Source organism: Pseudomonas sp., from assembly GCF_050739935.1.
In the GTDB taxonomy this organism is placed as follows: domain Bacteria; phylum Pseudomonadota; class Gammaproteobacteria; order Pseudomonadales; family Pseudomonadaceae; genus Aquipseudomonas.
Genome location: NZ_JBOICF010000010.1, coordinates 32780 through 56656, shown reverse-complemented (window position 1 = coordinate 56656; position 23877 = coordinate 32780). Strand labels below are relative to the sequence as shown.

The 23877-nt window shown below is 59.8% G+C and carries 20 protein-coding genes and 3 pseudogenes; 11 read left to right on the top strand and 12 right to left on the bottom strand.

The window, feature by feature from the left end; translation table 11 throughout:
- Window positions 1-3 precede the first annotated feature (3 nt).
- The 4 genes from ACRER8_RS00930 to ACRER8_RS00915 are packed head-to-tail and all read right to left on the bottom strand — an operon-like array spanning window position 4 to window position 3233.
- Window positions 4-495, bottom strand: a complete 492-nt coding sequence (locus tag ACRER8_RS00930; RefSeq protein WP_431744496.1) for a tripartite tricarboxylate transporter TctB family protein — start codon at window positions 493-495, stop codon at window positions 4-6.
- A 54-nt stretch (window positions 496-549) separates the two neighbouring features.
- A complete protein-coding gene (locus ACRER8_RS00925) occupies window positions 550-1431 on the bottom strand; it encodes an amidohydrolase family protein (RefSeq protein WP_431744495.1) in 882 nt (293 codons plus the stop codon).
- A gap of 2 nt (window positions 1432-1433) precedes the next feature.
- Complete coding sequence (locus ACRER8_RS00920) at window positions 1434-2408, bottom strand: Bug family tripartite tricarboxylate transporter substrate binding protein (RefSeq protein ID WP_431744494.1); 975 nt, start codon at window positions 2406-2408, stop codon at window positions 1434-1436.
- A gap of 36 nt (window positions 2409-2444) precedes the next feature.
- Complete coding sequence (locus tag ACRER8_RS00915) at window positions 2445-3233, bottom strand: class II aldolase/adducin family protein (RefSeq protein ID WP_431744493.1); 789 nt, start codon at window positions 3231-3233, stop codon at window positions 2445-2447.
- A gap of 340 nt (window positions 3234-3573) precedes the next feature.
- On the opposite strand from ACRER8_RS00915, the gene tcuA reads away from it, so the two are divergent.
- The 4 genes from tcuA (at window position 3574) to ACRER8_RS00895 (ending at window position 8941) form a co-directional block, all read left to right on the top strand.
- Window positions 3574-5028, top strand: a complete 1455-nt coding sequence (gene tcuA / locus ACRER8_RS00910; RefSeq protein ID WP_431744547.1) for an FAD-dependent tricarballylate dehydrogenase TcuA — start codon at window positions 3574-3576, stop codon at window positions 5026-5028.
- On the top strand, window positions 5015-6172 hold the full coding sequence (tcuB, locus tag ACRER8_RS00905; protein ID WP_431744492.1) for a tricarballylate utilization 4Fe-4S protein TcuB: 1158 nt from the start codon (window positions 5015-5017) through the stop codon (window positions 6170-6172). Before tcuA ends, tcuB begins: the two co-directional genes overlap by 14 nt.
- Before the next feature lie 57 nt (window positions 6173-6229).
- Window positions 6230-7531, top strand: coding sequence for an MFS transporter (locus ACRER8_RS00900; RefSeq protein ID WP_431744491.1), 1302 nt, complete (start codon window positions 6230-6232; stop codon window positions 7529-7531).
- A 117-nt stretch (window positions 7532-7648) separates the two neighbouring features.
- Complete coding sequence (locus ACRER8_RS00895) at window positions 7649-8941, top strand: MFS transporter (protein ID WP_431744490.1); 1293 nt, start codon at window positions 7649-7651, stop codon at window positions 8939-8941.
- A gap of 23 nt (window positions 8942-8964) precedes the next feature.
- Here ACRER8_RS00895 and ACRER8_RS00890 read toward each other — a convergent pair whose 3' ends face one another.
- Complete coding sequence (locus ACRER8_RS00890) at window positions 8965-10203, bottom strand: LysR family transcriptional regulator (RefSeq protein WP_431744489.1); 1239 nt, start codon at window positions 10201-10203, stop codon at window positions 8965-8967.
- A 118-nt stretch (window positions 10204-10321) separates the two neighbouring features.
- Here ACRER8_RS00890 and galB point away from each other — a divergent pair, with 118 nt between their 5' ends.
- The 3 genes from galB to ACRER8_RS00875 are packed head-to-tail and all read left to right on the top strand — an operon-like array spanning window position 10322 to window position 12870.
- On the top strand, window positions 10322-11062 hold the full coding sequence (galB, locus tag ACRER8_RS00885) for a 4-oxalmesaconate hydratase (RefSeq protein WP_431744488.1): 741 nt from the start codon (window positions 10322-10324) through the stop codon (window positions 11060-11062).
- Window positions 11059-11775 (top strand): 4-carboxy-4-hydroxy-2-oxoadipate aldolase/oxaloacetate decarboxylase, encoded by a 717-nt coding sequence (locus ACRER8_RS00880; protein ID WP_431744487.1) that lies wholly within the window; start codon window positions 11059-11061, stop codon window positions 11773-11775. The genes galB and ACRER8_RS00880 overlap by 4 nt, the downstream gene beginning before the upstream one ends.
- A 3-nt stretch (window positions 11776-11778) precedes the next feature.
- On the top strand, window positions 11779-12870 hold the full coding sequence (locus ACRER8_RS00875) for a 4-oxalomesaconate tautomerase (RefSeq protein WP_431744486.1): 1092 nt from the start codon (window positions 11779-11781) through the stop codon (window positions 12868-12870).
- A gap of 298 nt (window positions 12871-13168) precedes the next feature.
- On the opposite strand, the pseudogene ACRER8_RS00870 reads toward ACRER8_RS00875, so the two are convergent.
- A pseudogene (locus ACRER8_RS00870) lies at window positions 13169-13273 on the bottom strand (NAD(P)H-quinone oxidoreductase); the annotation flags it as partial.
- 63 nt (window positions 13274-13336) lie between these two features.
- On the opposite strand from ACRER8_RS00870, the gene ACRER8_RS00865 reads away from it, so the two are divergent.
- Window positions 13337-14029 (top strand): lipopolysaccharide kinase InaA family protein, encoded by a 693-nt coding sequence (locus ACRER8_RS00865; protein WP_431744546.1) that lies wholly within the window; start codon window positions 13337-13339, stop codon window positions 14027-14029.
- A gap of 578 nt (window positions 14030-14607) precedes the next feature.
- Entirely contained in the window at window positions 14608-15450 is an 843-nt protein-coding gene (locus ACRER8_RS00860) for a glycosyltransferase family 2 protein (protein WP_431744485.1), read from the top strand.
- Here ACRER8_RS00860 and ACRER8_RS00855 read toward each other — a convergent pair.
- The 5 genes and pseudogenes from ACRER8_RS00855 to ACRER8_RS00835 form a co-directional block, all read right to left on the bottom strand.
- A complete protein-coding gene (locus ACRER8_RS00855; RefSeq protein WP_431744484.1) occupies window positions 15431-16471 on the bottom strand; it encodes a hypothetical protein in 1041 nt (346 codons plus the stop codon). The genes ACRER8_RS00860 and ACRER8_RS00855 overlap by 20 nt on opposite strands.
- Complete coding sequence (locus tag ACRER8_RS00850; protein ID WP_431744483.1) at window positions 16464-17561, bottom strand: glycosyltransferase; 1098 nt, start codon at window positions 17559-17561, stop codon at window positions 16464-16466. Before ACRER8_RS00850 ends, ACRER8_RS00855 begins: the two co-directional genes overlap by 8 nt.
- A 154-nt stretch (window positions 17562-17715) precedes the next feature.
- Entirely contained in the window at window positions 17716-18246 is a 531-nt protein-coding gene (locus ACRER8_RS00845; protein WP_431744482.1) for a cytochrome b, read from the bottom strand.
- Window positions 18247-18360: 114 nt separating this feature from the next.
- Window positions 18361-18927, bottom strand: a complete 567-nt coding sequence (locus ACRER8_RS00840; protein ID WP_431744481.1) for a putative glycolipid-binding domain-containing protein — start codon at window positions 18925-18927, stop codon at window positions 18361-18363.
- A gap of 21 nt (window positions 18928-18948) precedes the next feature.
- Window positions 18949-19476, bottom strand: a pseudogene (locus ACRER8_RS00835) (transposase); the annotation flags it as partial.
- Window positions 19477-19651: 175 nt separating this feature from the next.
- Between ACRER8_RS00835 and ACRER8_RS00830 the strand changes: the two are divergent.
- Window positions 19652-20536 (top strand): serine hydrolase domain-containing protein, encoded by an 885-nt coding sequence (locus ACRER8_RS00830; protein WP_431744480.1) that lies wholly within the window; start codon window positions 19652-19654, stop codon window positions 20534-20536.
- Between the two features lie 240 nt (window positions 20537-20776).
- Window positions 20777-20920: pseudogene (locus ACRER8_RS00825) on the top strand (helix-turn-helix domain-containing protein); the annotation flags it as partial.
- 262 nt (window positions 20921-21182) lie between these two features.
- On the opposite strand, the gene ACRER8_RS00820 reads toward ACRER8_RS00825, so the two are convergent.
- Entirely contained in the window at window positions 21183-23561 is a 2379-nt protein-coding gene (locus ACRER8_RS00820; RefSeq protein WP_431744479.1) for a TonB-dependent siderophore receptor, read from the bottom strand.
- Between the last annotated feature and the right edge of the window lie 316 nt (window positions 23562-23877).

The window sequence follows — 23877 nt, the reverse complement described above, 5'->3', positions numbered from 1 at the left end:
GGTTCAGCCCCACGCCAGCAGTGGAAATTGCAGCTTCAACGCCCAGGCGAAGATGACCACGCACACGACGACCATCACCAGAGCCAGGATCAACGCGCTTCTGACGGTATTTTCCCGGTCACCCAATGCCGAGATGAACACGATGGCGAAGGTGGCCGGGATCAAACCGCCATAGCGCCCCAACACGATGAAGGCCAGATTGGCCAGCACGATGCAGCCCCAACCGCGCCACTCCGGCGCGGCCGCTTGCTCGGCTCCCTCGGCGGTTGCCAGCCTCGGTTTGCTCAGGGCCGTGCCGACAATGGCCAACCCCAGCAACGCAAGGGCGCCGCCGACGATTACAGGGAAATAACCCGGTCCCATGTGACTCAAGGTTCCCAGCGGGTAGTGCCAGGCGCGGTACACCACGCCCAGACCGACGGCCAGAATCAGCCCGCCGCCGTAATAATCCTTGTTGTAGCGATTCAACCAACCGCCTGCCGTCAGTGAAGGCATCGCAGTTCTCCTCATTCAAGTGCTGCAATCGGCGGCGCCGTGGGCGCCGCGCGCTCAGGCGTAAAGCCTGCCAGGGTTGTCGACCAGCACGCGCTGGCGCAGCTGCGGGTCGGGCAGCCAGCGGGCGAGGCGGTTGAGCAACAGCCCGTCATTGGGCACGGGAGGCGTGAAGTAATTGATGTGCGGCCAGTCACTGCCCCAGACCAGTTGCTCGGGGTTGGCGTCGATCAGCGCCAGGGCGAAGGCGTCCGCGTCGGCGTAGGGCGGCCCCGTCAGGCTGATACGGTCGGCACCGGACAGCTTGGCCCATGCGCGGCCCTCGGCGAGCATCCGGCACAACGCCTGGAAACCCGGCTGATCGACGCCCAGGTCGGTGTTCATCCGGCCCATGTGGTCGATCACCAGCGGCATACCGAGCTTCGCTAACGCTGGTGCCAGTTCGGGCAGGTCGGGAGCGTGAATCCACACTTGCACATGCCAGCCGCGACAGGCCAGGCGTGGCGCCAGGTGTTGCAACTGTTCCAGGCCGATGCCGTTGCGATACACGGCCTGACCTGCCTTGCGCAGCAAATTCACACGTACACCGCGCACGCCGGCGGCGGTCCAGCGATCCAGTTGCTCATCAGTGCTGTCGGACGCCGGAACGATGACCCCGCGCAAACGGCCGGGAACCCGTTCCAGGGCGTCCGTCACCGAGCGGTTGTCAGTGCCGGTTGCGCTCGCGGTAACCAGCACGCCATGGGCAAAACCGAAACGGTCCAGGTGCGCGAGGTAGCGTTCAGCCGGTTGCTCGGGAGGCGTGTAGCTGCGGTCATCCGCCAGAGGGTAGTCGGCGTAAGGGCCAAACACGTGGGCGTGGCAATCCCAGGCACCAGTGGGTAGAGCGAATTGCAAGGGTTCCGGCGTCGCATCGGGAGGCAGGCAAGAACGGGACATAATCACTCCTCAACCTTGAACTTGCCGGCAGCCGCCAGGGCTTCGGCGCGCTTGTTTTCGGTTTGCAGCAGATCACTGAAAGCCTGCGGCTCCGACGGTCTGGCGGTGCTGCCAGCCTTGAGCAAGCCGGTCTGCAACTGTGGGCTCGCCAAGGCTGTTTTCAGCGCCGAATCGATCTTGTCGATCACCGCTTGAGGGGTGTTTGCCGGAGCCAGCAGCCCGGTCGTAGTGGACGCGTCGAAATCTTTCAACCCGGCTTCGCGCAAGGTCGGCAAATCAGGCAGCAACGCATCGCGTTCGGCAGACATGACCGCCAGTCCGCGTAGCTTTCCCGCCTGAATGTTACTGATGGAACTGGTCAACTGGTCGACGACGATATCCAGTCGGCCACCCAGCAGGTCTACCAGCGCAGGGCCCGAACCTTTGTAGGGAATAGCGTTGATCTGTATACCGGCCGCGTCTTCCAGCGCCAGCAACCCCACGTGGTTGGTCGTGCCGATGCCCGAGTAACCCGCCGACAATTCCCCCGGATGAGCCTTGGCGTAGGTGATCAATCCGGCAGCATCCTTGAACCGGCTATCGTCACTTTTGACCACAACGGCCAGTGACGTGGAGGAAACCAGGCCAATCGAAGCAAAGCTGTCGATCTTGTACGGCACCGATGTCATCCACGGCAGGACCGAGATTGCATTCGGCGTGGTGACCAGCAGCGAGTAACCATCCGGATCAGCCCGGGCAATCAGGCCGGCACCCACTGCGCCGCCTGCGCCGGGGTGGTTTTCGACGATCACCTGCTGACCGAGCGCCTGACTCAAGGGCGAACTGATCAAGCGCGCCACCATGTCCAGATTACCGCCCGGTGCGAACGGCACGATCAGAGTGATCGGATGATCGGGATAGCTGGCGGCCATCAACGGCGCGGCCATGGCAAAGGCGCCGAGCAATGCGGCGGCTTTCAGGACCTTTTTTATTTTCATTGTTTCGGTTCCTTGGGTAATTCACATCAATGAGTTTCAGCTTTTGTAGGAGGGATCCAGCCGGTCGAGCTTGCGCAGCAACGCAGGCCACTCCATCAGGCCATACGGCCGACGCGTGCCTGGCTGGTAATTGCTCCAGGTTTCCTCAAGCACCGCTTGCGGCACTGGCGCGAAAGGCGAGTTGCAGGCCATGGCGGCCAGCTGACTGCGGCAAGCGAGTTCCAGCCGGTGCATCCAGTTGAAAGCTTCCCCCACCGTGCGACCGACGATTAAAGCGCCGTGGTTGCGCAACAACATGGCCTCACCCTGGCCCAGGTCTTCAATCAGCGAGGCCTGCTCGGCCACATCGAGGACTACGCCCTGATAATCGTGATAACCAATCTTCAGAAAGCGCATGGCGGTCTGGCTGATCGGCAACAGGCCGCACGCCAGGCTTGAGACGGCCATGGTTGCCCAGCTATGGGTATGGATGACGCAGCCGACATCGTCACGGGCGTGATGGATCGCACTATGGATAACGGCGCCGGCCTTGTTCAGGCCGTAATTGAGCTCACCGAAATCCGGGGTGCTGAGGATCTTTCCGTCATGGTCGACCTTGAGCAGGCTGGAGGCGGTGATTTCCTCGTACATCATTCCGTAGGGGTTAATCAGATAGGTGCCCTGCTCCCCCGGAATACGGGATGAGATGTGGTTGGCCATCATGTCGGACATGCCGTAGAGGTCTACCAGGCGATAACAGGCAGCAAGATCTATACGCGCTTGCCATTCTTCGGGGCTGCACCGAGATTGCATCGGGCTGATCGATAAGGTTGCATCAGGGCGCATTTTCAGGCCTCCAATCAGGTTTTTTGTTATTTGAAGTGCTGCGAAAGTACTCGCGTGTGCAGTCGGCGGCCACCTTGCCAGCAGGATGGGGTCTTCAGTTTTTCTAAAGAAGGCGCTTTCGCCGCGGTGCCGTATGCCTGATCAAGCAGCGTCTGCGGACTCTCGATTGTGCATGGCGTTCCGGCTCGGTCGGCCAGCGTAGCGCTGATCGCCTCATCACCCTTTATTAAAACTAAACCCCCCACATTCGAATGCATCTTTCGTCCCGTGGCGCCTGCTCCTAATGTGCGTTCACCGTCAGCAGCGACCTGTCCCGCTCCTGGCGAATGGAGAAGAAATGATGGTTGACGTTTTGGTTATTGGCGGCGGTAACGCGGCACTTTGCGCCGCGTTGATGGCGCGGGAAGCCGGCGCCAGCGTATTGCTGCTGGAAGGCTCGCCGAAGGTGTGGCGCGGCGGCAATTCGCAACATACCCGCAACCTGCGCTGCATGCACGATGCCCCGCAGGATGTGCTGGTCGAGGCCTACCCGGAAGAAGAATACTGGCAGGATTTGCTTAAGGTCACAGGGGGCCTGACCAATGAGAAACTGGCGCGCATCGCCATTCGCGCGTCTTCCACCTGCCGCGACTGGATGCGCTCGCATGGCGTGCATTTCCAGCCTCCTTTGTCAGGGGCTTTGCACGTAGCGCGCACCAATGCTTTTTTTATGGGCGGCGGCAAGGCCTTGATCAACGCCTACTTTCGCAGTGCTGAGCGCCTGGGCATCAAGATCCGCTACGACGCGCAGGTGACCGACATTGAACTCAGGGACGGCCGGTTCGTCGCCGTGCACCTCGGCGAGCGTGAGGTGGACGGCCAGCGGCTGCCGGCGGAGCGCATCGAAGCGCGCTCCTGCGTCATGGCCTGCGGCGGCTTCGAATCCAATCGCGAATGGCTGCGCGAAGCCTGGGGCCAGAACGAGCGCGGCGAATGGCCGTCGGACAACTTTCTGATTCGCGGCACGCGTTTCAACACCGGCGTGTTGCTGCGGCGAATGCAGGAGCTGGGCGCCGACATCATCGGTGACCCGACCCAGGCGCACATGGTAGCCATCGACGCTCGCGCCCCTTTGTATGATGGCGGGATTTGCACGCGCATCGACTGCGTGTCGCTGGGCATAGTCGTCAACCGCGACGGCGAGCGTTTCTACGATGAGGGCGAGGATTTCTGGCCCAAACGCTACGCCATCTGGGGCCGTCTGGTGGCAGGTCAACCCAACCAGCAGGCGTACTCGATCATCGATCAGCAGGCGATCGGCCGCTTCATGCCGCCGGTTTTCCCTGGGACCAGGGCCGACACCCTGCAAGAACTGGCGCGCATGCTGAATTTGCCGGAAGCGACCTTCGTGAAAACGGTGGAGGACTACAACCGCGCATGCCAGCCTGGCACCTTCGACCACACCGCGCTCGATGACTGCCATACCGACGGCTTGGCGCCGGCCAAGACCCACTGGGCGCGGCCTCTGGTCAAACCACCGTTCTACGCCTACCCGCTCAAGCCTGGCGTGACCTTCACCTATCTGGGCCTGGCGACCGACGAGACCGCTGCCGTGCACTTTCAAGGCAAGCCCAGCCCCAACCTGTTCGTGGCCGGAGAGATGATGGCCGGCAACGTGCTGGGCAAGGGTTACACCGCAGGCATCGGCATGGCCATCGGTACTGCGTTTGGCCGAATTGCCGGCGTACAGGCCGCGGCATCAGTGGGCTTGGGGCCTTCTTCCATGACATCGGAACTTCGACATGCAACTGTTTGATCCTCAGGCAACCAGCGCCCTGATTCCCGTTCTCAATCTGCAGGAAGGTGAAGTCGAGCGGCAGATGACCATCTGCAATGCTTGCCGCTACTGCGAAGGGTTTTGCGCCGTCTTCCCGGCCATGACCCGACGCCTGGAGTTCGGCCAGGCCGACATCCATTACCTGGCGAACCTTTGCCACAACTGCGGCGCGTGCTTATCGGCGTGCCAATACGCAGCCCCGCACGAGTTTGCCGTGAATGTGCCCAAAGCCATGGCCAAGGTGCGTCTGGACACCTACGCCGAATACGCCTGGCCTCAGCCACTGGGCAAGCTCTACCAGCGCAATGGCTTGACCCTGGCCTTGGCATCCGGCGGCGCGCTGGCGCTGTTTCTGTGCCTGACGTTGATGATCACCGGCAACCTGTTCACGGCCATGCCTGGAGGCAACTTCTACGGGATTTTCCCGCACAACACCTTGGCCCTCATGTTCGGCGCGGTGTTCGGCTTTGCCGTGTTGTCACTGGGCATTGGCGTACGACGTTTCTGGCGCAATGTTTCGCCGGCGCAGTCAACGTTGCCGCTCAAGGCAAGCGCCGCGCTGGAAGCGAGTGCGAACGTCGCCCGACTCAAATACCTGGACGGCGGCCACGGTGCAGGCTGCAACAACGCCGACGACAAGTTCACCCTGTGGCGTCGGCGCTTTCACCACTTCACCTTCTACGGATTCATGCTCTGCTTTGCCGCAACCGGCACCGCCACGCTGTATCACTTTCTGCTGGACTGGTCGGCGCCCTACCCTGTGTTCAGCCTGCCGGTCATGCTTGGTATCGTCGGCGGTATCGGCCTGCTGGTCGGCCCGGCTGGTTTGCTCTGGATGAACCTGAGGCGCAATCCGGAACAAGGTGACGACAAACAGAAACCCATGGATCGCGGCTTCATCGCCCTGCTGTTGGTGGTCAGCGCCAGCGGCCTGGCGCTGCTGGGCTGGCGGGAGAGCCACTTTCTGGGGCTGTTGCTCGCGATCCATCTGGGCCTGGTCATGGCGTTCTTTCTGACTATGCCTTACAGCAAATTTGCCCACGGCATCTTTCGCAGCGCGGCATTATTGAAATACGCCATCGAGAAACGTCAGCCCAATCCGATCAACGCTGGCAGTGACTGATCCCGGCCGTGCCGATCCCCTGCTCAACCCCATAAAAATAACGAGTCTTGACTAGCCATGATTGACACAACAACCGAAGCCTTGCGATCACGCGCGTCCAAGTTTGGCGCTATCGTAAGAGTCACCAGCGGCAACTTTCTTGAACAGTTCGACTTCTTTCTGTTCGGGTTCTATGCCACCTACATTTCACAGACCTTTTTCCCGGCCAGCAGCGAGTTCGCCTCGTTGATGATGACCTTCGCGGTTTTCGGGTCCGGGTTCCTGATGCGCCCCCTGGGCGCCATTGTGCTCGGCGCATACATCGACAAAGTTGGTCGGCGCAAGGGTTTGATCGTCACGCTGTCTATCATGGCCTGCGGTACGGTGCTGATTGCATTGGTGCCGGGATACGCCAGCATCGGCGTCGCTGCCCCGGTACTGGTGCTGCTCGGACGTTTGCTACAGGGTTTCTCCGCGGGTGCGGAGTTGGGCGGCGTCTCGGTGTATCTAGCCGAGATCGCTACTCCCGGCCGTACCGGTTTCTATACCAGTTGGCAGTCCGCCAGCCAGCAGATCGCGATTATCCTCGCCGCCGCACTGGGCTATGGCATCAGCACCTGGCTTCAGGCCAGTGAGATCGCCGCCTGGGGCTGGCGCATTCCGTTCTTCATTGGCTGCGCGATCATCCCGATCATATTCATGATTCGCCGCTCACTGCAGGAAACCGAGGCGTTCAAGAAGCGCTCGCACCACCCCAGTACCCGCGAGGTGTTTCGCTCCATGCGCGACAACTGGCGCACGGTACTGGCCGGCGGTTTGCTCGCGTCTATGACCACCACTACCTTTTACCTGATCACCGTGTACACCCCGACATTCGGCAGGACGGTGCTGCACCTGAGCGCCACTGATAGCCTGGTGGTGACTCTGTTCGTGGGGCTGACCAACTTCATCTGGCTGCCCATCGGTGGCGCGTTGTCCGATCGCATTGGTCGTCGCCCTTTGCTTTTGGGCATTTCGCTGCTGTGCATCCTGACCGCCTATCCCGCCATGCACTGGCTGGCGGCCGCGGCAAGCTTCGAGCGACTGCTCGCCGTATTGCTCTACTTCTCCTTCTTCTTCGGCGTGTACAACGGCGCAATGGTCGCGGCCCTGACCGAGGTCATGCCTCAGGAGGTGCGAGTGGTGGGTTTCTCGCTGGCATTCAGCCTGGCGACCGCCGTGTTCGGCGGCTTCACTCCCGCGATGTCCACCTTCCTGGTGCAGGCCACCGGCGACAAAGCTTCCCCGGCGTACTGGCTGATGTTTGCAGCGGTGTGCGGGTTTTTGGCGACCAGGGTTCTGTACCGACAACGGCTGGCGGCCACAGCCAACGCGGTCTAGCAGCGACGTGCACGATGCCATATAAATAAAATCGAAGGCTGTATAAAGATTTCGAGCCATTGCCGCATTACGATCCCAGTACCCTCGTGACCTACTGTCATAAAAAAAACAAGGGTCATGTATATGCGACTGGGCTGGTATTCCGATCTGACTTCCACCGAAAAGCGAACGTATTGGGCGTGTTTCGGTGGTTTCACTCTCGATTCGATGGACGCAACGATTTTTGCTCTGATGATGCCTGTCCTGATGACGGTCCTGAGTCTGAGCAAATCCGATGCGGGGCTGCTTGGCTCGGTTTCGCTGATTGGCAGCGCGCTCGGCGGCTGGGGCGCTGGCATGCTCGCCGACCGTTACGGACGTATCAAAGTGATGCAGGGCACCGTGCTCTGGGTCGCGATCTTTACCTGCATGGGCGCGTTCTGCACCGGTTTCTGGACGTTCTTGCCAGTGCGGTTCCTGCAAGGCATCGGCTACGGTGGTGAGGCAGTAGTGGGCGCTGTATTGATCAGCGAAGCGATCAAACCCGCGTTGCGTGGGCGAGTAGCGGCCTCGGTGCAGAGCGGGTACGCCGTGGGTTACGCCATTTCGCTGGCAACCATGCCCGTGCTGTTCAACTTCCTGCCGCAAGACATCGCCTGGCGCGCGTTCTTCGCCATCGGCTTGCTGCCGGCGCTGCTGATCTGGTTCATCCGTCGCCTGGTACCCGAATCCGCGGCGTATACCCAAAAGCGCAACACCAGCAAAGGCATCGACGTGCGGGCGATCTTCGCCGCCGAGCATCGCAGGGTCACCATCATCAGCACCGTGCTGGCCAGCGGCATTTTCGGCGGTGCCTACATCATGATCACCTGGCTGCCGACCTACATGCGCACGGTACTGAACCTGCCTATCGCATCGACATCCGGCTACCTGGCGGTGAACATCGTCGGTTCGCTGCTGGGGCCATTTATTTACGGTCGGCTTAGCGATCGCCTGGGTCGCGGCCGGACATTCATGCTGTTCCTGGTCTGCCAGGCCGTCGTCGTGTCGATCTACATGTTCGCCGACGTCAGCATGAACGTAATTCTTGCGCTGGGCCTGCTGCTGGGGGCATTTCAAGGTGGACTGGCTTCGGGACTGCCGTTGGCGTTTTCCGAGTTGTACCCCACCCGCATGCGCGCCAACGGTGCCGGTTTCTGTACCAGCTTTGGCCGCGGATTCGGCTCGATCATGCCGGCCGCGGTCGGCTTCGCTTCGCTGCATATGAGCCTGCCGGTGGCCATGGGCTCATTTGCCATCGGCTCGTACCTGATCGGTTTCATCGCCGCCCTGTGCCTGCCCGATGCAACGGGCGCCGACTTGACGACGGTGGAAGGGACCGCCTCCGATGCCGATGATCGAGCGCTGGTGACTGCCGTCAACCAACGGTGATGACCCCGGCACCCGCCAGCGACCTATTCGCCGGTGGATGCCGCGTCTGGCAAAACGTCCTGGTACCCGCTTTCCACCTCTCGCGCCACTTCGCGGATTTTCTCGATCAGGGCCTGAGCCGCCGGAGAATGCAGGCCCGTGGTGCGGTAGATCAGCCCGATGGGCCGGTGCGTGTCTTGCAGTTGAAGACTCAGGCGCTGCAACTCACCGGACGCCATTTCATATTCCAGCTGATGCTCGGAAACGATTGCCAGCATGTCCGAGCGCATCAACAGGCCTCTGATGATTGCCATGTCACCGGTTTCAACGACTGGCTCGGGTGGCGTGCGACCCATCCGCGAGAACTGCGTCTCCAGCAGCAGCCGTGCGGGCGTATCGGCGCGTGGCATTACCCATTTGACCGCGCTTAAATCCTCCCGCGTGACGTCGCGGTTCAGCCATGGATGCCCGCGCCGGCCGAGGATCACCATTTGCTCGGTCAGCAATTTTTCCCCTTGAAGGTCGCTGGCGTAATCGGGCGATCTCAATGCACCCAGCACGAAATCCACGTCGCCGGCACGCAATTCCAGCGCCAGCAGGTTGAACGGACTTTCATTCGTGGCCACCCGCACGCCGGGGTGATCGGCCAACAGGCGCACGATGGCCTCGGGCAATATTCGTGTGCGCCCCAGCGGCAGCGCTCCGACGGTAACCAGGCCTTGCAGCGAACCTTTGATCAGCGCGACATCGGCACGAATGTGGCGCAACTCGTTCAACGCTCGACGCACCGGGTAGAGAACTTCATGGGCCGCCCGCGTGGGTTGTAGCCCCCTGGCCGTTCGTTCGAAGAGGATTTTTCCAGCGCCGTCTTCCAGAACTTTCAACGCCGCACTGATGGCTGGCTGGGTCAGATCAAACGACCGGGCAACGGTTTGCATGTGCTGGGTTTCGCACAGCTTGACGAAAATCTGCAGACGACGCGTATGCAGCAGATAAAGCGGTTCATGGGGTGCATGGCCGAGCAACGCCGGGATGGATTCCAGTTCCGCCAGCACCCGACGCGTCCTTGGCAGAATGGCCTTGCCGTAAGGGGTGAGCAGCATGCCGCTGGCGTGCCGTTCAAACAACGGAACGCCGAGGCTGGCCTCAAGGTCGCGGATCGAGCGCGTGACCACGGACTGTGCCCGCAGCAATGCCTCTGAAGCGCGCGACACACTGCCGTGTTCGGCGATGCGAATGAACGCGCGGACCTGCATGAGATGGACAAGCTCGGAGTTCGCCATGCGCGATTAGTCAGCCATCTGATAAATAAAAGGTATGGATTCCCAAGCCTTACGCATTAGTCCCGCCGACACAAGCCTGTCAGCATTTGCGCACATCAATAAGGGAGTCTTCCCCACCATGAATCAAGCCACAGAAAAATCCGCCCTGGTCGTCAGCGCGCATTCCGCGGACTTCGTCTGGCGCGCAGGCGGTGCCATCGCGCTGCATGCGACCCAAGGCTATGCCGTACATATCGTTTGCCTGTCTTTCGGCGAACGCGGCGAGTCTGCCAAGCTATGGCGCAAAGGCGCAGAGATGACCGAAAGCATGGTCAAGGCTGCGCGCCGCGAAGAGGCTCAGGCGGCTGCGGACATTCTTGGGGCGAGCGTGGAGTTTTTCGACATCGGCGACTACCCGATGCGCGCCGACAAGGAAACCCTGTTCCGGCTGGCCGACGTATTCCGCCGCGTGCAACCTGAGTTCGTGCTTAGCCACTCGCTTAAGGATCCGTACAATTATGATCACCCGCTCGCCGTGCATCTGACCCAGGAAGCGCGCATCATCGCTCAGGCCGAGGGCTACAGACCCGGCGAGAAAATCGTCGGTGCGCCCCCTGTCTATAGCTTCGAACCGCACCAGCCTGAGCAGTGTGACTGGAAGCCCGATGTGCTCCTGGACATCACGTCGGTCTGGGATCAGAAGTACGCGGCGATCCAGTGCATGGCAGGTCAGGAACACTTGTGGGAGTACTACACCCGCGTCGCTCTGCAACGTGGCGTTCAGGCTAAACGCAACATCGGGATCACAGCGAACAAGGACATCATTTACGGCGAGGGTTATCAGAGCATATTCCCTCGCGTTACGGAGAATCTGGGATGAGCAATCTGGTGGGCCGAACAGGCATCGTGGTGCGCCAGATCCAGCGTGCCGACCCGGCATTGATTGACGAACTCACCCGCTTCGGGGTCGCCACGGTGCATGAAGCGCAAGGCCGTAAAGGGCTGCTTGCACCTCGCATCAGGCCGATCCAGCAAGACCTGAGCATGAGTGGTTCGGCAGTGACCGTGTTGGTGGCACCGGGCGACAACTGGATGTTTCACGTGGCTGTCGAACAGTGCCGGCCCGGTGACGTGCTGGTGGTCGCGCCCAGCTCCCCTTGCACGGATGGTTACTTCGGCGACCTGCTTGCCACCTCCCTGCAAGCGCGTGGCGTGCGCGGGCTGGTGCTCGATGCCGGCGTGCGCGATACGAAAACCCTGCGCGAAATGGGCTTTCATGTATGGTCGCGGGCGGTACACGCCCAAGGCACCATCAAGGAAACCGTCGGCTCGGTGAATGTTCCCGTGATCTGCGCCGAGCAATTGGTCAATCCTGGCGATGTGATCCTGGCCGATGATGACGGCGTCGTAGTGGTACGCCGCAACGAGTTGCCAGCTGTCGTCGAGGCCAGTCGCAAGCGTGCCGAACTCGAAGAGAAAAAACGTCTGCGACTGGCGTCCGGGGAGTTGGGCCTGGACATCTATGACATGCGCTCGCGCCTGCAGGAAAAGGGGCTCAAATACGTGGATAGCATCGACCACCTGGAGGACTGAAACATGGGGCAGGTCCACATTCCCTGCATGTTGATACGCGGCGGTACCTCCAGGGGTGCGTATTTTCTCGCAGACGATCTGCCCTCCGACGCAAACATTCGGGATCAGGTCTTGCTGGCCGCGATGGGATCTCCGGACGAGCACCAGATCGATGGATTGGGCGGTGGTGATTCACTGACCAGCAAGGTGGCGATCATCCGCCCGTCCCAACGGCCGGGAGTGGATGTCGATTACCTGTTCGCTCAAGTTGCAGTGACGCAGGCACGGGTGGATTACGGCCAGAATTGCGGCAACATTCTGGCCGGCGTCGGTCCGTTTGCCATCGAGCGAGGCTTGGTGGCGCCGCAGGGCGAACGGACAGCCGTCAGGATTTATATGGAAAACACCGGCCAGACCGCGACCGTTATCGTGCAGACCCCCGATGGTAACGTGCGCTACGCGGGCGACGTCAGCATCGATGGCGTACCCGGCACGGCAGCCGCCGTCGTGGTGGAGTTTCACGATATCGCTGGCGCCAGTTGCGGCGCGTTACTCCCGACCGGAAGGCCGAAAGATCGCCTCGATGGCGTCAACGTGACCTGCATCGACAATGGCATGCCGGTGGTGCTGATTCGCGCCGAGGACCTGGAGCGCAGCGGTTATGAAAGCTGCGAAGAGCTGAACGCCGACACCGACCTCAAACGGCGCCTCGAGTCGATCCGTTTGCAGGCGGGAGTGCTGATGAACCTTGGCGACGTCAGCGCAAGGACGGTGCCGAAAATGGTGCTCGTCGCCCCGCCACGCCTGGGTGGCGCAGTCTGCAGCCGAAGTTTCATTCCTCACCAATGCCACGCCTCCATTGGTGTGTTTGCGGCCATCAGCGTTGCGTCGGGATGCCTGATCGAAGGCAGCGTTACTGACGGGCTGGCCCGGATCGACAGAACCGACGTACAGCAATTATCAGTTGAACATCCTGCCGGTGAATTCTGCATAACGCTGCGACTGGATAACGGTCGACTGACGGAATGCGGGCTGGTGCGTACCGCCAGATTGATTTTCGATGGCCGCCTCCATATACCCGAATCGGCATTCGCTCCCGCCAGCCATGTCCGATAGGCACTTCTTGGGCTGAAGCTTGTGGGATCCGGGGCCTTGAAGCTACTCTCTCGCTTTGGCTCAAGATTTGGTAATACCCTTGGAAGTAAAACTGGTTGCACGCTGGATCTTCTGGAGGTCTTTGCCCGCTTGCTCGACGTGCTTATGTCCGGTTGCCTCGGGCTGATTCGTGCGCTGTCGACACGTGGGTATCTTCATGTGGTGCGCAAACCCGGGGGTTACTATCCGACAAAGCGCTTACTGTCCGTAGCGATGCACATCGACAGTGGAGACCCATTGGTAACCATCAGCGATGAGCATTGCCGCCCATGATGTCGAGAATCACATCGACGCCTTTGTTATGGGTTCGCTGGGCAATGACCTGCGAAAAGTCCTCCTTGCGATAATTGATAGCCTCGCCGCCTCGGGTTCAGGGCAAAGCCCCGATAATTGGTTTTTTAAAATAATTCGAAGACAGGAGTGCGCGATGCGCCAATCCGAACAGGCTTTTTCTTACTGGTGGAATACATCAGGGCCGTGGGTGGAAGAACCCAATGTGCGGCGAAGCGGCACCAGCGGCGTGCAGCGAGTCATACATAACGATACGACGGTATACGTAAAGCGCCAGACCGGGCATCTGTTTCGCAGCCTGAGATATCCATTGGGACGACCCACTGCTTTGCGCGAAGGTCAGGCGCTCTCGAAATTGTTGCAGCTGGGCGTCAATGCGCCTCAGCCGATCTACTACGGAGCGCAAAAGCTCGAAGGTGTCTGGCACGGCGTCCTGGTCACCAAGGACCTGAATGGATTTCAGGACATGGACACCTGGTATGAACAGGGCGCAAGGATCCGGCTGACCCAAGGCGAGCACGACAAGGTTCTCGAAAAGCTCGCAACGCTACTGTCGCGAATGCACCTGGGACGCTGGCAGCACGGCTGCATGCGCTCCAAGCATATTTTCATAAAAGTACAGGATACAAGCGGCGGCCCGGAGTTCGAGCTTGCCCTGCTGGATCTTGAAAAATCCCACGGCCGGGCAACCTCACTGCGTGCGGCGAGGCACGACATTCCGCAACTCAGACGCCACTCCCACTGGAGTGAACCGGAGTGGCAGTTTTTCCTGGGGCATTATGAAAAAAGGCTGGGTCGGAGGATCGCTGCGCAGCCGCGTTATTCTTGACGACGCCCGCGGTAATTGCCGGCGCAATCGATAACTTCGCACGACACCAAACTGTAGGAGCCGGCTTGCTGGCGAACCGCGATGTGTCAGGAAACGAATACGTACCTGACTCGCCGTGTTCGCCAGCAAGCCGGCTCCTCCAATCGAGCTTTCCCTCCAACAGTCATTTGCGCCATTCCCGGCACAGTCCGAAGCAATCATTCATTCCCGCTATTCACCACAGCGTTACCCGCTCCCCTCACGACAGCTCGCGCCAGATAGGAAGATAGCCATGGCTTTCCTGATCGAAATGCAAAGAGCGCCGGGGCATGGCTCATGAGTCCGACCCTGCCCAGGGTGGTCCGGCGATAGACAGCCTGTCGGATTATCGAAACCGCTACCGCTGCTGCCCAGTCAATCTCTCAACTGGCACCAAGGCAGGGATTTATATACTCCCGCCGCGTACGAGCGTTCCGCGCAGAGCGCTATTTCTGATTCCGAGGGTCATTCATGATTGGTTTCGTCATCCCAGCTCACAATGAAGGGCGTTGCCTGCAAGCATGCTTGAGAAGCGTGCTAGCGGCGCTGGCGACCAACGCATGAAAGTGATCACCCTGGTGCATGGCCGCAGCACTCATCTGGCGAACCTGATCCAGGGCCTTGAGTCTTCCAGCCTCATCCCGCAGGCGCTGTGGATCGTGCACATGAACGAGACGCCCGGCGAATTCGCCAGCCGCTTGTTTCCGGTTCACACCCTGCGGGTAGATGAGCCCGCAGGCTTGCCATTGGCCAAGGCGCGCAATCGCGTGACCGTGATCGACCCGGCGGCTTCATGGGTTTTTCTCGACGTGGACTGCATACCCTCGCACGATCTGCTGGCGCATTACCGCGACGGCCTGCAGGCGCAACCCGATGCGCTGCACATGGGTCAGGTTCGCTACCTGCCCGAGGGCGCGAATCGCCCAGGCTGGGACGAAGCGGCGCTCTACGCACAGGGCGTCGAACACCCGCTGGCGAAGTTTCGCCACGGACCGCGTAGCGCCCTGCCCTATCACCTGTTCTGGTCACTGAACTTTGCCTGCAGCGGCAGCACCTTTGCTCGCATTGGCGGGTTCGATGAGAATTACCAGGGGTATGGCGGCGAAGATACCGACTTCGCTTTCCGGGCACGGCACGAGAGGGTGGCCCTGCTCGACAATTCAGCGATGGCGTTCCATCAGTACCATCCCACATACGATCCACCGTTGAACCACTTCTCCGACATCGTCGCCAATGCTCGACGCTTCCACAGCCGCTGGGGCGTATGGCCCATGGAAGGATGGTTACGCGTGTTCTGTGACCAGGGCCTGCTGCACTGGACCGACGAACGCCTTGAAATCGTTAGGACACCGTCTGCCGAACTCGTGGCGCAGGCGCTGAATACTAAACGACTGGGCTTTTGATCATCCGCGCCATCGTGCCTTCGATAAGCCGCGCCGCGCGCCCCGCCGAAGCAGAGTCGGCCCAGTCACGCCAGCGACCGGGATCGAGCCGCAGCGCCGCCTCGAACAAGGCCGGCCATTGCGGCGCTGCCGGCCAGCCGTGCTCCAGCCCTATTGCCACATTCAGCTGATTCAAGCGCCTTGCCTGCAACCGCTGCTCATCAAAGGGGCGATCTTCGGCCACGGCGATGTAGCGGCAACCGAGCGAAGCAGCTTCGCCCACGAGACTATCGCTGGCGCTGCCGACCACGACTTCAGCGTTGCGCATCTCCTCTTGCGGATTGCGCAAGGGCCCGAGCCACTGCAGGTTGGACGCCGCCATGCCGGGCTCCAGACCACCGGCCACGCGAAACTGCCATTCGGGGCACTGGCGCGCCACCGCCTCGATCAATGCAGCCGACAGCCCAGTGCCGCCGTGCCCAGTGATAATCAGCACCTGCCCGGTTTGTGGCGCGGCAGAAGGCGCGTCGGCAAAACGCGATAGCCAACCGCTGTAGGTGGTTTTGTCGCGCAACCACTGCGGCGTATCGGGCGCTTCCATTTCGGCGGGATAAGGCGCCAGCAGTGCACTGGCGCTGTCATAAGCCAGGCGGTGAGCAGCATCGTCACGCGGGCCGTGCTGGCGCACATACACCACCGGCACCGCGCACAGGCGTGCGAACAAGGCGATTTCCACGGACACGTCGACCACCAACAGACATGGCCAGTGCTCGGCAAACCATTGAGCGAGCATCGCCATGCGCTCGCGTATGCCGTCCACCGCCAGGGGCGCATAGTGCATCACGTCGAAGCGTTCGACGTGCATGCCCTCCGCCGTATCGCCCGGCAGCTGCAACCTCTGCACGCCAGCAGGTAGTTCGCCTGGCAATTGCGAGCCGATCAGCGCCACCGGCACGCGCAATGCCTGGGCGATATGCATGGCACGTACGCCATGGCCGGCGCCATGATGGTGAACGTAGTACCCGACCTGCGGCTCAGGCATGTTGCGCTGCCACTTCGGCAAGCAAGGCTTCGTAACGGTCCAGCATCAGGCTCTGACTCCATAGGGCTTCGGCGCGCGCCCGGCAGGCTAGTCGCGATTTGCCGCGCGCGACCGCAATGGCGGCGGCCAGCGCTGCCACGTCATTGGGCGGCGCCAGGCACCCGACCTCGTCGCTGATCAGATCACGCATCGCCCCGCGTTCGAAGGCGGCCACCGGGGTGCCACAAGCCAGCGCCTCGGCGACCACCAGGCCGAAGGGTTCATCCCAGCAAGGGGTCACCAGCGCCACAGCTGCGGTTGCCAGCTCGGCCGCAAGCTCCGGCCGCTGCAAATGGCCCAGGTATTCGATACCCGGACCCAGCCGAGGCTCGATCTGCGACTTGAAATAATGCTCGTCCACCGCCTGCCCCGCCAACCGCAGGCTAATGCCGGCCTGGCGAGCGGCGTCGATGGCCAAATGCGCGCCCTTGTCCGGCACCAGCCGGCCAGACCACAGCGCATGTTCACCGACGGTCGCGGCGGGCTGCCAACCGTGCAGATCGATGCCGTTGGGGATCAATGCGCACTGCGGGACCAAATCGCTCCATTTTTGCGCATTAGATGCCGACAGCGTGCTGAAACGACCGGCCTGGCGATTACCGCGCAACGCATTGATCATCTCGAAGAACGGCGGTGTGTGCAGCACGGTCAGCATCGGCGTGCGAATCAGTGACGCCATCGTCACCGGCACGTAGTGCAAGCTGTTATTGAAGATCACATCGAAGCCGTAGTCGTCGATGCCCTGCATGAGTTTCAGGTAGGCATGGTGCTCGGCGATATAGGCGCTGCTCAGGCTGGCTTGGCGACACAGCTCCTCGTCCGGCACGGCCACCGCCTCCAGCTCCGCCGCGCTGCCCCCCTTGGCGAACAGGGTCACGGCGTGGCCGCGCGCGCGCAAGCCGAGCGTAACGTCATAGGTGAACGCCTCCAGCCCGCCCGCAAACGGCTGGCACACGGGAAACTTGATATGGGTGAGCACGCCGATGCGCAGTGACTGATCTCCGCCTGCGAGAAGTGTTTTGGGAATCTTTTCCTGGTAGCTGCGCCACATGCCTTGCCTCCTTATCGTTATTCATTCAGGCGGCGGCGAACGGCATTGGTTCCGCGAAGATGCCGGAACGTATTTTTCATACGATCGGCGAGGCGCAAACAGGCGGCGTTGAAGACGATGCGCAGGTTCTGTAACGCGGCAGCAGCACTCGCCTTCAAGGGTGGCGCTGGGGCGGCAGCATCCGGTCCAGCATGCCATCGCGGCGTACCGCTACATGCCAGACAGTTGCCGCTACGTGCAACACGATCAGTCCATAGACCGCGAATTGGCACCACACATGCACAGTGTCAGCGAAGATCCCCAGGCGTTCATTGTGGGCAAACCCGGGCAATGCAATCACTCTGAAAAACGGCACGTCCTGTCCATTGCCTGCCATCAGGTAGCCCGTGACGGGCATCACCAGCAGCACGGTGTAGAGCAAGCCATGATTGAGCCCCGCCAGCACCGCGGTCACCCGGCCGGTATCAGGTGGATAAGCCGGCGCACGATGGCGCCAGCGCCAGGTCAGGCGGATCAGCACCATCAAGAACACGCTGATGCCCATGGACTCATGGGCCATGTACCAGAAAACGCGCACCGGGCCCGGTGGGAAATTCTCCGCGACCCAGACAAAAGGCAGCAGCAGGCACAACGCTGCGACAGTCAGCCAGTGCAGAGCCTGAGCGACTCCGGTGTATCGCTCCATGGAAATCCTCGACCCACTCGATAACGGCTGCCAAGCCGAAAGATTAGCTTATGTGGCGACGTACACAGGCATGCCTCAAGGTTTGCCTTTTTGCTCCTCGCCTTCGAGCGCCAATTAATTCGAAAGTCTTCGGAATATTTCAGGGTAATCCAGCACCAAGCCGTACTTATCGACCTGGAGTTCGGCAGTAAAGCCGCGAGGCGTGCTCTCATAGCGGTATCGCTTATCCGGGATCAGACATGTGTAGCGCTGCGTCATGACCCGAGGTAGAAAATCGGACGCGCTGTAAGCCACTGGAGGTACATAGGCAACGATGATGTCTCGGCTCGCTTTTTCGTCTAGCGCCAGGCGTTTAATCGGGAGGGTGTTTGTAGCAGGTGTAACGGCGATGTCAACATCCAGACAACCGGCTAGAAGCGGAACAGGTTCATCGCTGACCATATCGTGCCAATTTCCCTGGCCATCTGCCGTGAGGTGCATGCGTGGGCCACCGACGAATTCGACGCGTACCTCACGTGTGCGAAAATCGCCATCGGTCAGAACATAGTAATGCGCAGCGTAACCCTCTGACTGGCTGCCGATGGCCAATCCTTCGATGATTAAAGATTCGTCGCTTTCAACGAACGAGCAATGGTCCAGTCCGCGTCCTTCCCAGTTGCACCAATGAACGACCATTCGCATTCATCGCCTCCATTATCAGTGGTAACGGTTGATGCTCGCTTCGATTGCCTCCATGCGTTGCTTCAGTTTGGCGCTGGTGAAGTTACGGTCGCGGTTGTTGACAGCTTTAAACTTGCTGCCATCAATGGCGACCAGATTTTCACCGAATAATCCCAGCTGCTGACACAGCACTACGAACTGGCGACAGACGCCTCGGATAGCCTTGCTGTTGTCTTTTCGGAAGGTAGCGATGGTCTCGAAATCCGGCATCAAACGACCCGTCAACCACATCAGCTCAACGTTGCGTTGAGCTTCTCGCTCCAGGCGTTGGCTCGACTGGATGCGGTTGAGATAGCCATAGATGTAGATCTTCAGCAGGACTTCAGGATGGTAAGCAGGCCGGCCAGTGTCAGCAGGAACAGCACCGTCGAAACCCAAATTGACCAGGTCGAGTTCGTTGACGAAGACGTCGACTATGCGCACCGGGTTGGTATCGCTGACGTAGTCGTCGGGGCTTTCGGGGAGCAACGTGCTTTGGCCTCGATGTTCACCTTGGATGAAACGCTTCATGGGCGAGCCTTTCGATGAAATCCTCAGAAATCATAGCAAGGGTTCGCGAAGGGGTTTTTACACGCTCTGGGCCAGAAGCAGTCACGCAGGTCAGCACAGCCAGCTGAATTCACTCTCGCGAGTGGCTGGGATATCTTGTCGAGCTGTCGATCTACCCAGCACATCAAGGACGCCAATGCTCAGCTCGCTCGTGTTACATGATCAGCCACCCACACCTGAGCCATCCGGAGTGATGGTTCCCTGGTGGAGCTTCACGAAAACAGTCCTGGCTGCGACAGCACTTTCACTGGTGCGTGATAGGCGTGTTGGATTGGACACCGAAATTCTCGATCAGCCTTTCACGTTACGCCAGTTACTGCGACATGAGGCTGGTTTGGCCGATTACGGCGAACTTGCGGAGTATCACGCCGCCGTCGCGAATGCTGAGCCAGCCTGGTCGGCAGATGAAATGATGCAACGTCTTGACGGTCTTCGCCTTCGATACAGCCCCGGTACGAGCTGGCGCTACTCCAATGTTGGCTACTTGCTTATCGGCACGCTTATCGAACAACTGACTGACCTGACGCTTGAGGAAGCAGTGAATCAGCGAGCGGTAATCCCTTTGGGTCTTTCTGACATTCGTTTTGCGAAAACACGGACAGACCTACGAACGAGCGTGCTTGGGAGCACCTCTGATTACGACCCTGGGTGGGTCTACCATGGCTTGCTGATCGGCCCCGTTTCGCAAGCAGCACTCTTTCTGGATCGACTCTTAGCCGGAAATCTGCTCTCCAAGGGCTTGCTTGAGCAAATGCAGGCAGCACGAACGTTGGGCGGCCCGATTCCTGGACGTCCCTGGATCACCGCAGGCTATGGGCTAGGCGTGATGATGGGTTCAATCGACGGCGGATTTTCTCTATGTGGACACACAGGATGTGGGCCTGGCAGCGTCATTGCCGTTTACCGTGTTACCGATGGTGATAAATCGGCTTGCTGTGCTGGTTTTGATGCGGGTGCCAGTGAAGGTGCCCTCGAAGCCATCGTTGTTGGACAGCTGATGCAAATTCTGCGGCAGAGCTGAAGCCGTCTAAGTCCTGTTGGCGTCGGCCTCATGACTTGCCGGATGACCGCTTTGGCTCGAAAGCAGCCACTGGCGAGCAATAACTGACGGCCCTTAGTTGTCATTGACGAATATCGACCAGTAGCCAAAAACAGACGGCAGGGTTCGCCAAGAGCATCGACGGTACGCCCTCCCAATGATTGCTCAACCGAAATCTTTCGCCCGTTGCACGGTCATGCGACCGGTATAACCGGTGGCTCCATCGCCAGCGCCAAGAGCGTTACGGCGGCCGCGTTCGAAGTTGGCTATGAAAGTGCTACGCAGTTCAGTCGCGACTATGCAAGGGTGTTTGGTTTAGCTCCCGCGAAAGACGCGGGGAGGATATTGGGTGAAACGAGAGCCTGAACACGGCACAGGTGAAATACCACTGCGCGCGGCGTCAGTGACATCCATCAGCCAAAAGCGGTCTTTCGGACACAGCCACTCCGGTTGAGGCCGTGCGTGAATGACACCGTTCGCCACTCTGGTGATCGCGAATGTTCGCTCATCCTGTGGAATCTTTAGTCCACGAAGGCTGCGCTCACGGTCTATAAAATAAGCAGTCGCCGGCTCTCACCGGCGACTTGCGTTACTTGGAAATAGCGTCCTGACCGAAGGGACGCCTCAATCAAAGCGACCACTTCAGCGAAAACATCAAATTACGCGGATCGCCATAGACACCCGTTCCCGACGCATTCGGAATGCCTTGCCAGTAGCGAGTATTGAACAGGTTGTTGACGTTGACTCGACCATCCCAATGCTCGTTCAGCTTGTATCCTGCCATTAGACCGACGATGCCGTAGGCGTCCTGATCTGCGGTACCTGTTCCGACACGATTGAAAGTTTTGCTTTGAGCCAAGACGTCTGCACCCACTCGCCATTTGTGCAGTTCGCCAGGCAGCGTGTAGGTGGTTGCGGCCTTGAACAGATGCTTGGGCTGCTCGGGGGCAAAAAGCTTGCCTTCGTTGCTTTTGGTCGCGTCTTCTACGTACTGGCTCAAGACATAGGTGTAGGAAGCAGAAAATTGCCAATCAGGCGTCAGTGCCCCGCTCAATTCGGTATCAATACCTCGGCTTCTCACCTTACCGGCAGCACCGTAGCAACTCGTCGCCGGGAAGCCTGGGCAATTGCTCGTGTTCTGGTTGTCGAGCAAGTAGGCGCGGTTCTCCTGTTCCATGTCGAATAGCGCAACCGAGGCATTGAGGGCGCCATTGAAATATTCACCCTTCAGACCCAGCTCGTAGTTCTTGCCGGTCATCGGCTGAAGAACGCTGCCTGACGCATCCAGCTGGCTCTGCGGCTTGAAGATTTCCGTGTAACTGGCATACGCAGAATACGTGTCGTTCAGGTCGTAGATGACACCGGCATAGGGCGTCACTTCACGGACGACTTTGTAGTCGCCGCTGCCTTTGAGGTTGTCGTAGTCATACCAGCTCACGCGGCTGCCGAGAATCACGTGTAGCGGATCGATTGGGTTCAGCCGCGCAGCAGCGTATACGCCCTCTTCGGTGGCAGCATTCTGTGTTTCATACAGGCTGGTGTCGACGTCAGGTTTAGGCAGCGAATGGGTCGGATTGTAGATATCGATCGGCGTGCCATCGGTCCACCCTCCCCACTGGTGAAACTTCTCCTGGCGGTGGCTGACGCCCACAACCAGCTCATGCTCGCGGCCGAACAGCTGGAACGGCCCCGTCAGGGACGCATCCACGTTGGTCTGATCGTCATCGTCTCGGTATTTTCCGTGATACTGCTGGAAGCCCAACCCGTCATAGTTGCCGATATAGCTTGAGAAGGTGTCTGCCTCGGCCCAGATTTTCTGCGCCGCGATCTTGGCGGACCAGCCATTGTCGAATCGATGTGTCACGTCCGTGAATAGGCTGATGTTGTCCTTGTTCCAGTATGACCAGTCATTGCTGAGGAACGTCGAACGTTTGAGATGCAGGTCCTCGCCATTCGGGCCGCTCGGCAGTCCACCCCAGTCCGAAGTGTTGTCATCGCGTTGCTTCGACGCGCCAATCGTCCAGGTCGTGGAATCATTGAGGTCGGCTTCCAGGATGCCGTAGAAGGTCTGGCGCTGATCCTCACGGATGTCGGAAAAGCTTTTGTCGTCCTCGTACGCAGTGACGACACGGCCACGGACGGTGCCCGACTCATTGAGTTTGTTCGAGGCATCAATCTCGGTGCGATAACGGTCCCAGCTTCCCGCACTGGTGGTAATGCTTACCTGCGGAATTGCCGTTGGACGCTTGCGTACCAGGTTCAATGTCGCAGCGGGGCTGCCTGCGCCGGTCATCAGGCCCGTTGCGCCACGCACGACCTCGACGCGATCGTACATGGCCAGGTCAGCACCTGAAATCACGTCTTGCGTGTAGGTGCTGATGCTCGTCGGCAGGCCGTCGTACATGATGTTGTCGATCTTGAAACCGCGCGACAGGAACTCCTGACGATCTGATGCTGTTTTATGCAGCGTCACGCCTGGCGCGTATTTCACAACGTCGTTCAGGTCATTCATGCCCTGATCGTCCATGCGTTGTCGCGTGATGACACTGACAGACTGCGGCGTTTCACGAATAGACAGCGGCAGCTTGGTCGCAGTATTCATTGAACCGGTGGTGTAGGACCCCGAGTTCTCGGTGATTGCCTGACCTGCAATTCCGTAATCGGCATTGATGTTCACGCCCTCGAGTGCAATCTGGCCTTGGCCAGCCTGGGCGGGCTGGACGACACGCGCCGTATTCCCTTCGATGCTGATTGCCAGGCCGGTCCCGGCCAAAAGTTGCTGCAGTGCCTGGGTAGGCTCAAGTTCACCCCGGACCGTCGGCGCCTGTTTGCCAGCGACCATTTGCGCGTCGTAAACCACCTGTATGCCGCTCGTATTTCCAACCTGAGTCAGCGAGGTTGCAAGCGACTGCGCCGGCATATCGAAGCGTACCGGTGCGGCGAAAGATACTGAACTGACGCCAACGGCGATGGCGGTGGTCAAGAGCGAGAAAACTGGGCGGTGCATCAAGAATGCTTCCTGAGGTTAAGGATCTGCTCGGCTTCTTTGCAGGTAATAAAAAGCGTTGTCCTTTACGCATAGCAAAGCGCCATGAGGTCGCGGATCTTAACAAAATTTTCACGTATTATAAATGCAAATCGTTCTCCATAACAAAATTGATCAATTTAGATTTGTATTCCACGAAGCCAGCTTTTCAGGGATTTCTTGCCGACCTTCTGCTCCTGCGCTGAACGATCAGCCACCGCCCGTGAATCGTTGGCACTGCTGTCCGAAGCCCTTGAAATGCCTCGCTCGTGCTCTTACAACCATCTCCTCGGACGCC

What these genes read in the sequence shown, in the direction of transcription:
- ACRER8_RS00875 (WP_431744486.1), top strand. Translation starts at nt 11,779, where the DNA reads ATGGGGCAGGTCCACATTCCCTGCATGTTGATACGCGGCGGTACCTCC.
- ACRER8_RS00850 (WP_431744483.1), bottom strand. Translation starts at nt 17,561, where the DNA reads ATGTGGCGCAGCTACCAGGAAAAGATTCCCAAAACACTTCTCGCAGGC.
- ACRER8_RS00820 (WP_431744479.1), bottom strand. Translation starts at nt 23,561, where the DNA reads ATGCACCGCCCAGTTTTCTCGCTCTTGACCACCGCCATCGCCGTTGGC.
- ACRER8_RS00845 (WP_431744482.1), bottom strand. Translation starts at nt 18,246, where the DNA reads ATGGAGCGATACACCGGAGTCGCTCAGGCTCTGCACTGGCTGACTGTC.
- ACRER8_RS00855 (WP_431744484.1), bottom strand. Translation starts at nt 16,471, where the DNA reads ATGCCTGAGCCGCAGGTCGGGTACTACGTTCACCATCATGGCGCCGGC.
- galB (WP_431744488.1), top strand. Translation starts at nt 10,322, where the DNA reads ATGAATCAAGCCACAGAAAAATCCGCCCTGGTCGTCAGCGCGCATTCC.
- ACRER8_RS00915 (WP_431744493.1), bottom strand. Translation starts at nt 3,233, where the DNA reads ATGCGCCCTGATGCAACCTTATCGATCAGCCCGATGCAATCTCGGTGC.
- tcuB (WP_431744492.1), top strand. Translation starts at nt 5,015, where the DNA reads ATGCAACTGTTTGATCCTCAGGCAACCAGCGCCCTGATTCCCGTTCTC.
- ACRER8_RS00895 (WP_431744490.1), top strand. Translation starts at nt 7,649, where the DNA reads ATGTATATGCGACTGGGCTGGTATTCCGATCTGACTTCCACCGAAAAG.
- ACRER8_RS00840 (WP_431744481.1), bottom strand. Translation starts at nt 18,927, where the DNA reads ATGCGAATGGTCGTTCATTGGTGCAACTGGGAAGGACGCGGACTGGAC.
- ACRER8_RS00865 (WP_431744546.1), top strand. Translation starts at nt 13,337, where the DNA reads ATGCGCCAATCCGAACAGGCTTTTTCTTACTGGTGGAATACATCAGGG.
- ACRER8_RS00830 (WP_431744480.1), top strand. Translation starts at nt 19,652, where the DNA reads ATGCTCAGCTCGCTCGTGTTACATGATCAGCCACCCACACCTGAGCCA.
- ACRER8_RS00920 (WP_431744494.1), bottom strand. Translation starts at nt 2,408, where the DNA reads ATGAAAATAAAAAAGGTCCTGAAAGCCGCCGCATTGCTCGGCGCCTTT.
- ACRER8_RS00880 (WP_431744487.1), top strand. Translation starts at nt 11,059, where the DNA reads ATGAGCAATCTGGTGGGCCGAACAGGCATCGTGGTGCGCCAGATCCAG.
- ACRER8_RS00900 (WP_431744491.1), top strand. Translation starts at nt 6,230, where the DNA reads ATGATTGACACAACAACCGAAGCCTTGCGATCACGCGCGTCCAAGTTT.
- ACRER8_RS00890 (WP_431744489.1), bottom strand. Translation starts at nt 10,203, where the DNA reads ATGGCGAACTCCGAGCTTGTCCATCTCATGCAGGTCCGCGCGTTCATT.
- ACRER8_RS00860 (WP_431744485.1), top strand. Translation starts at nt 14,608, where the DNA reads ATGAAAGTGATCACCCTGGTGCATGGCCGCAGCACTCATCTGGCGAAC.
- tcuA (WP_431744547.1), top strand. Translation starts at nt 3,574, where the DNA reads ATGGTTGACGTTTTGGTTATTGGCGGCGGTAACGCGGCACTTTGCGCC.
- ACRER8_RS00925 (WP_431744495.1), bottom strand. Translation starts at nt 1,431, where the DNA reads ATGTCCCGTTCTTGCCTGCCTCCCGATGCGACGCCGGAACCCTTGCAA.
- ACRER8_RS00930 (WP_431744496.1), bottom strand. Translation starts at nt 495, where the DNA reads ATGCCTTCACTGACGGCAGGCGGTTGGTTGAATCGCTACAACAAGGAT.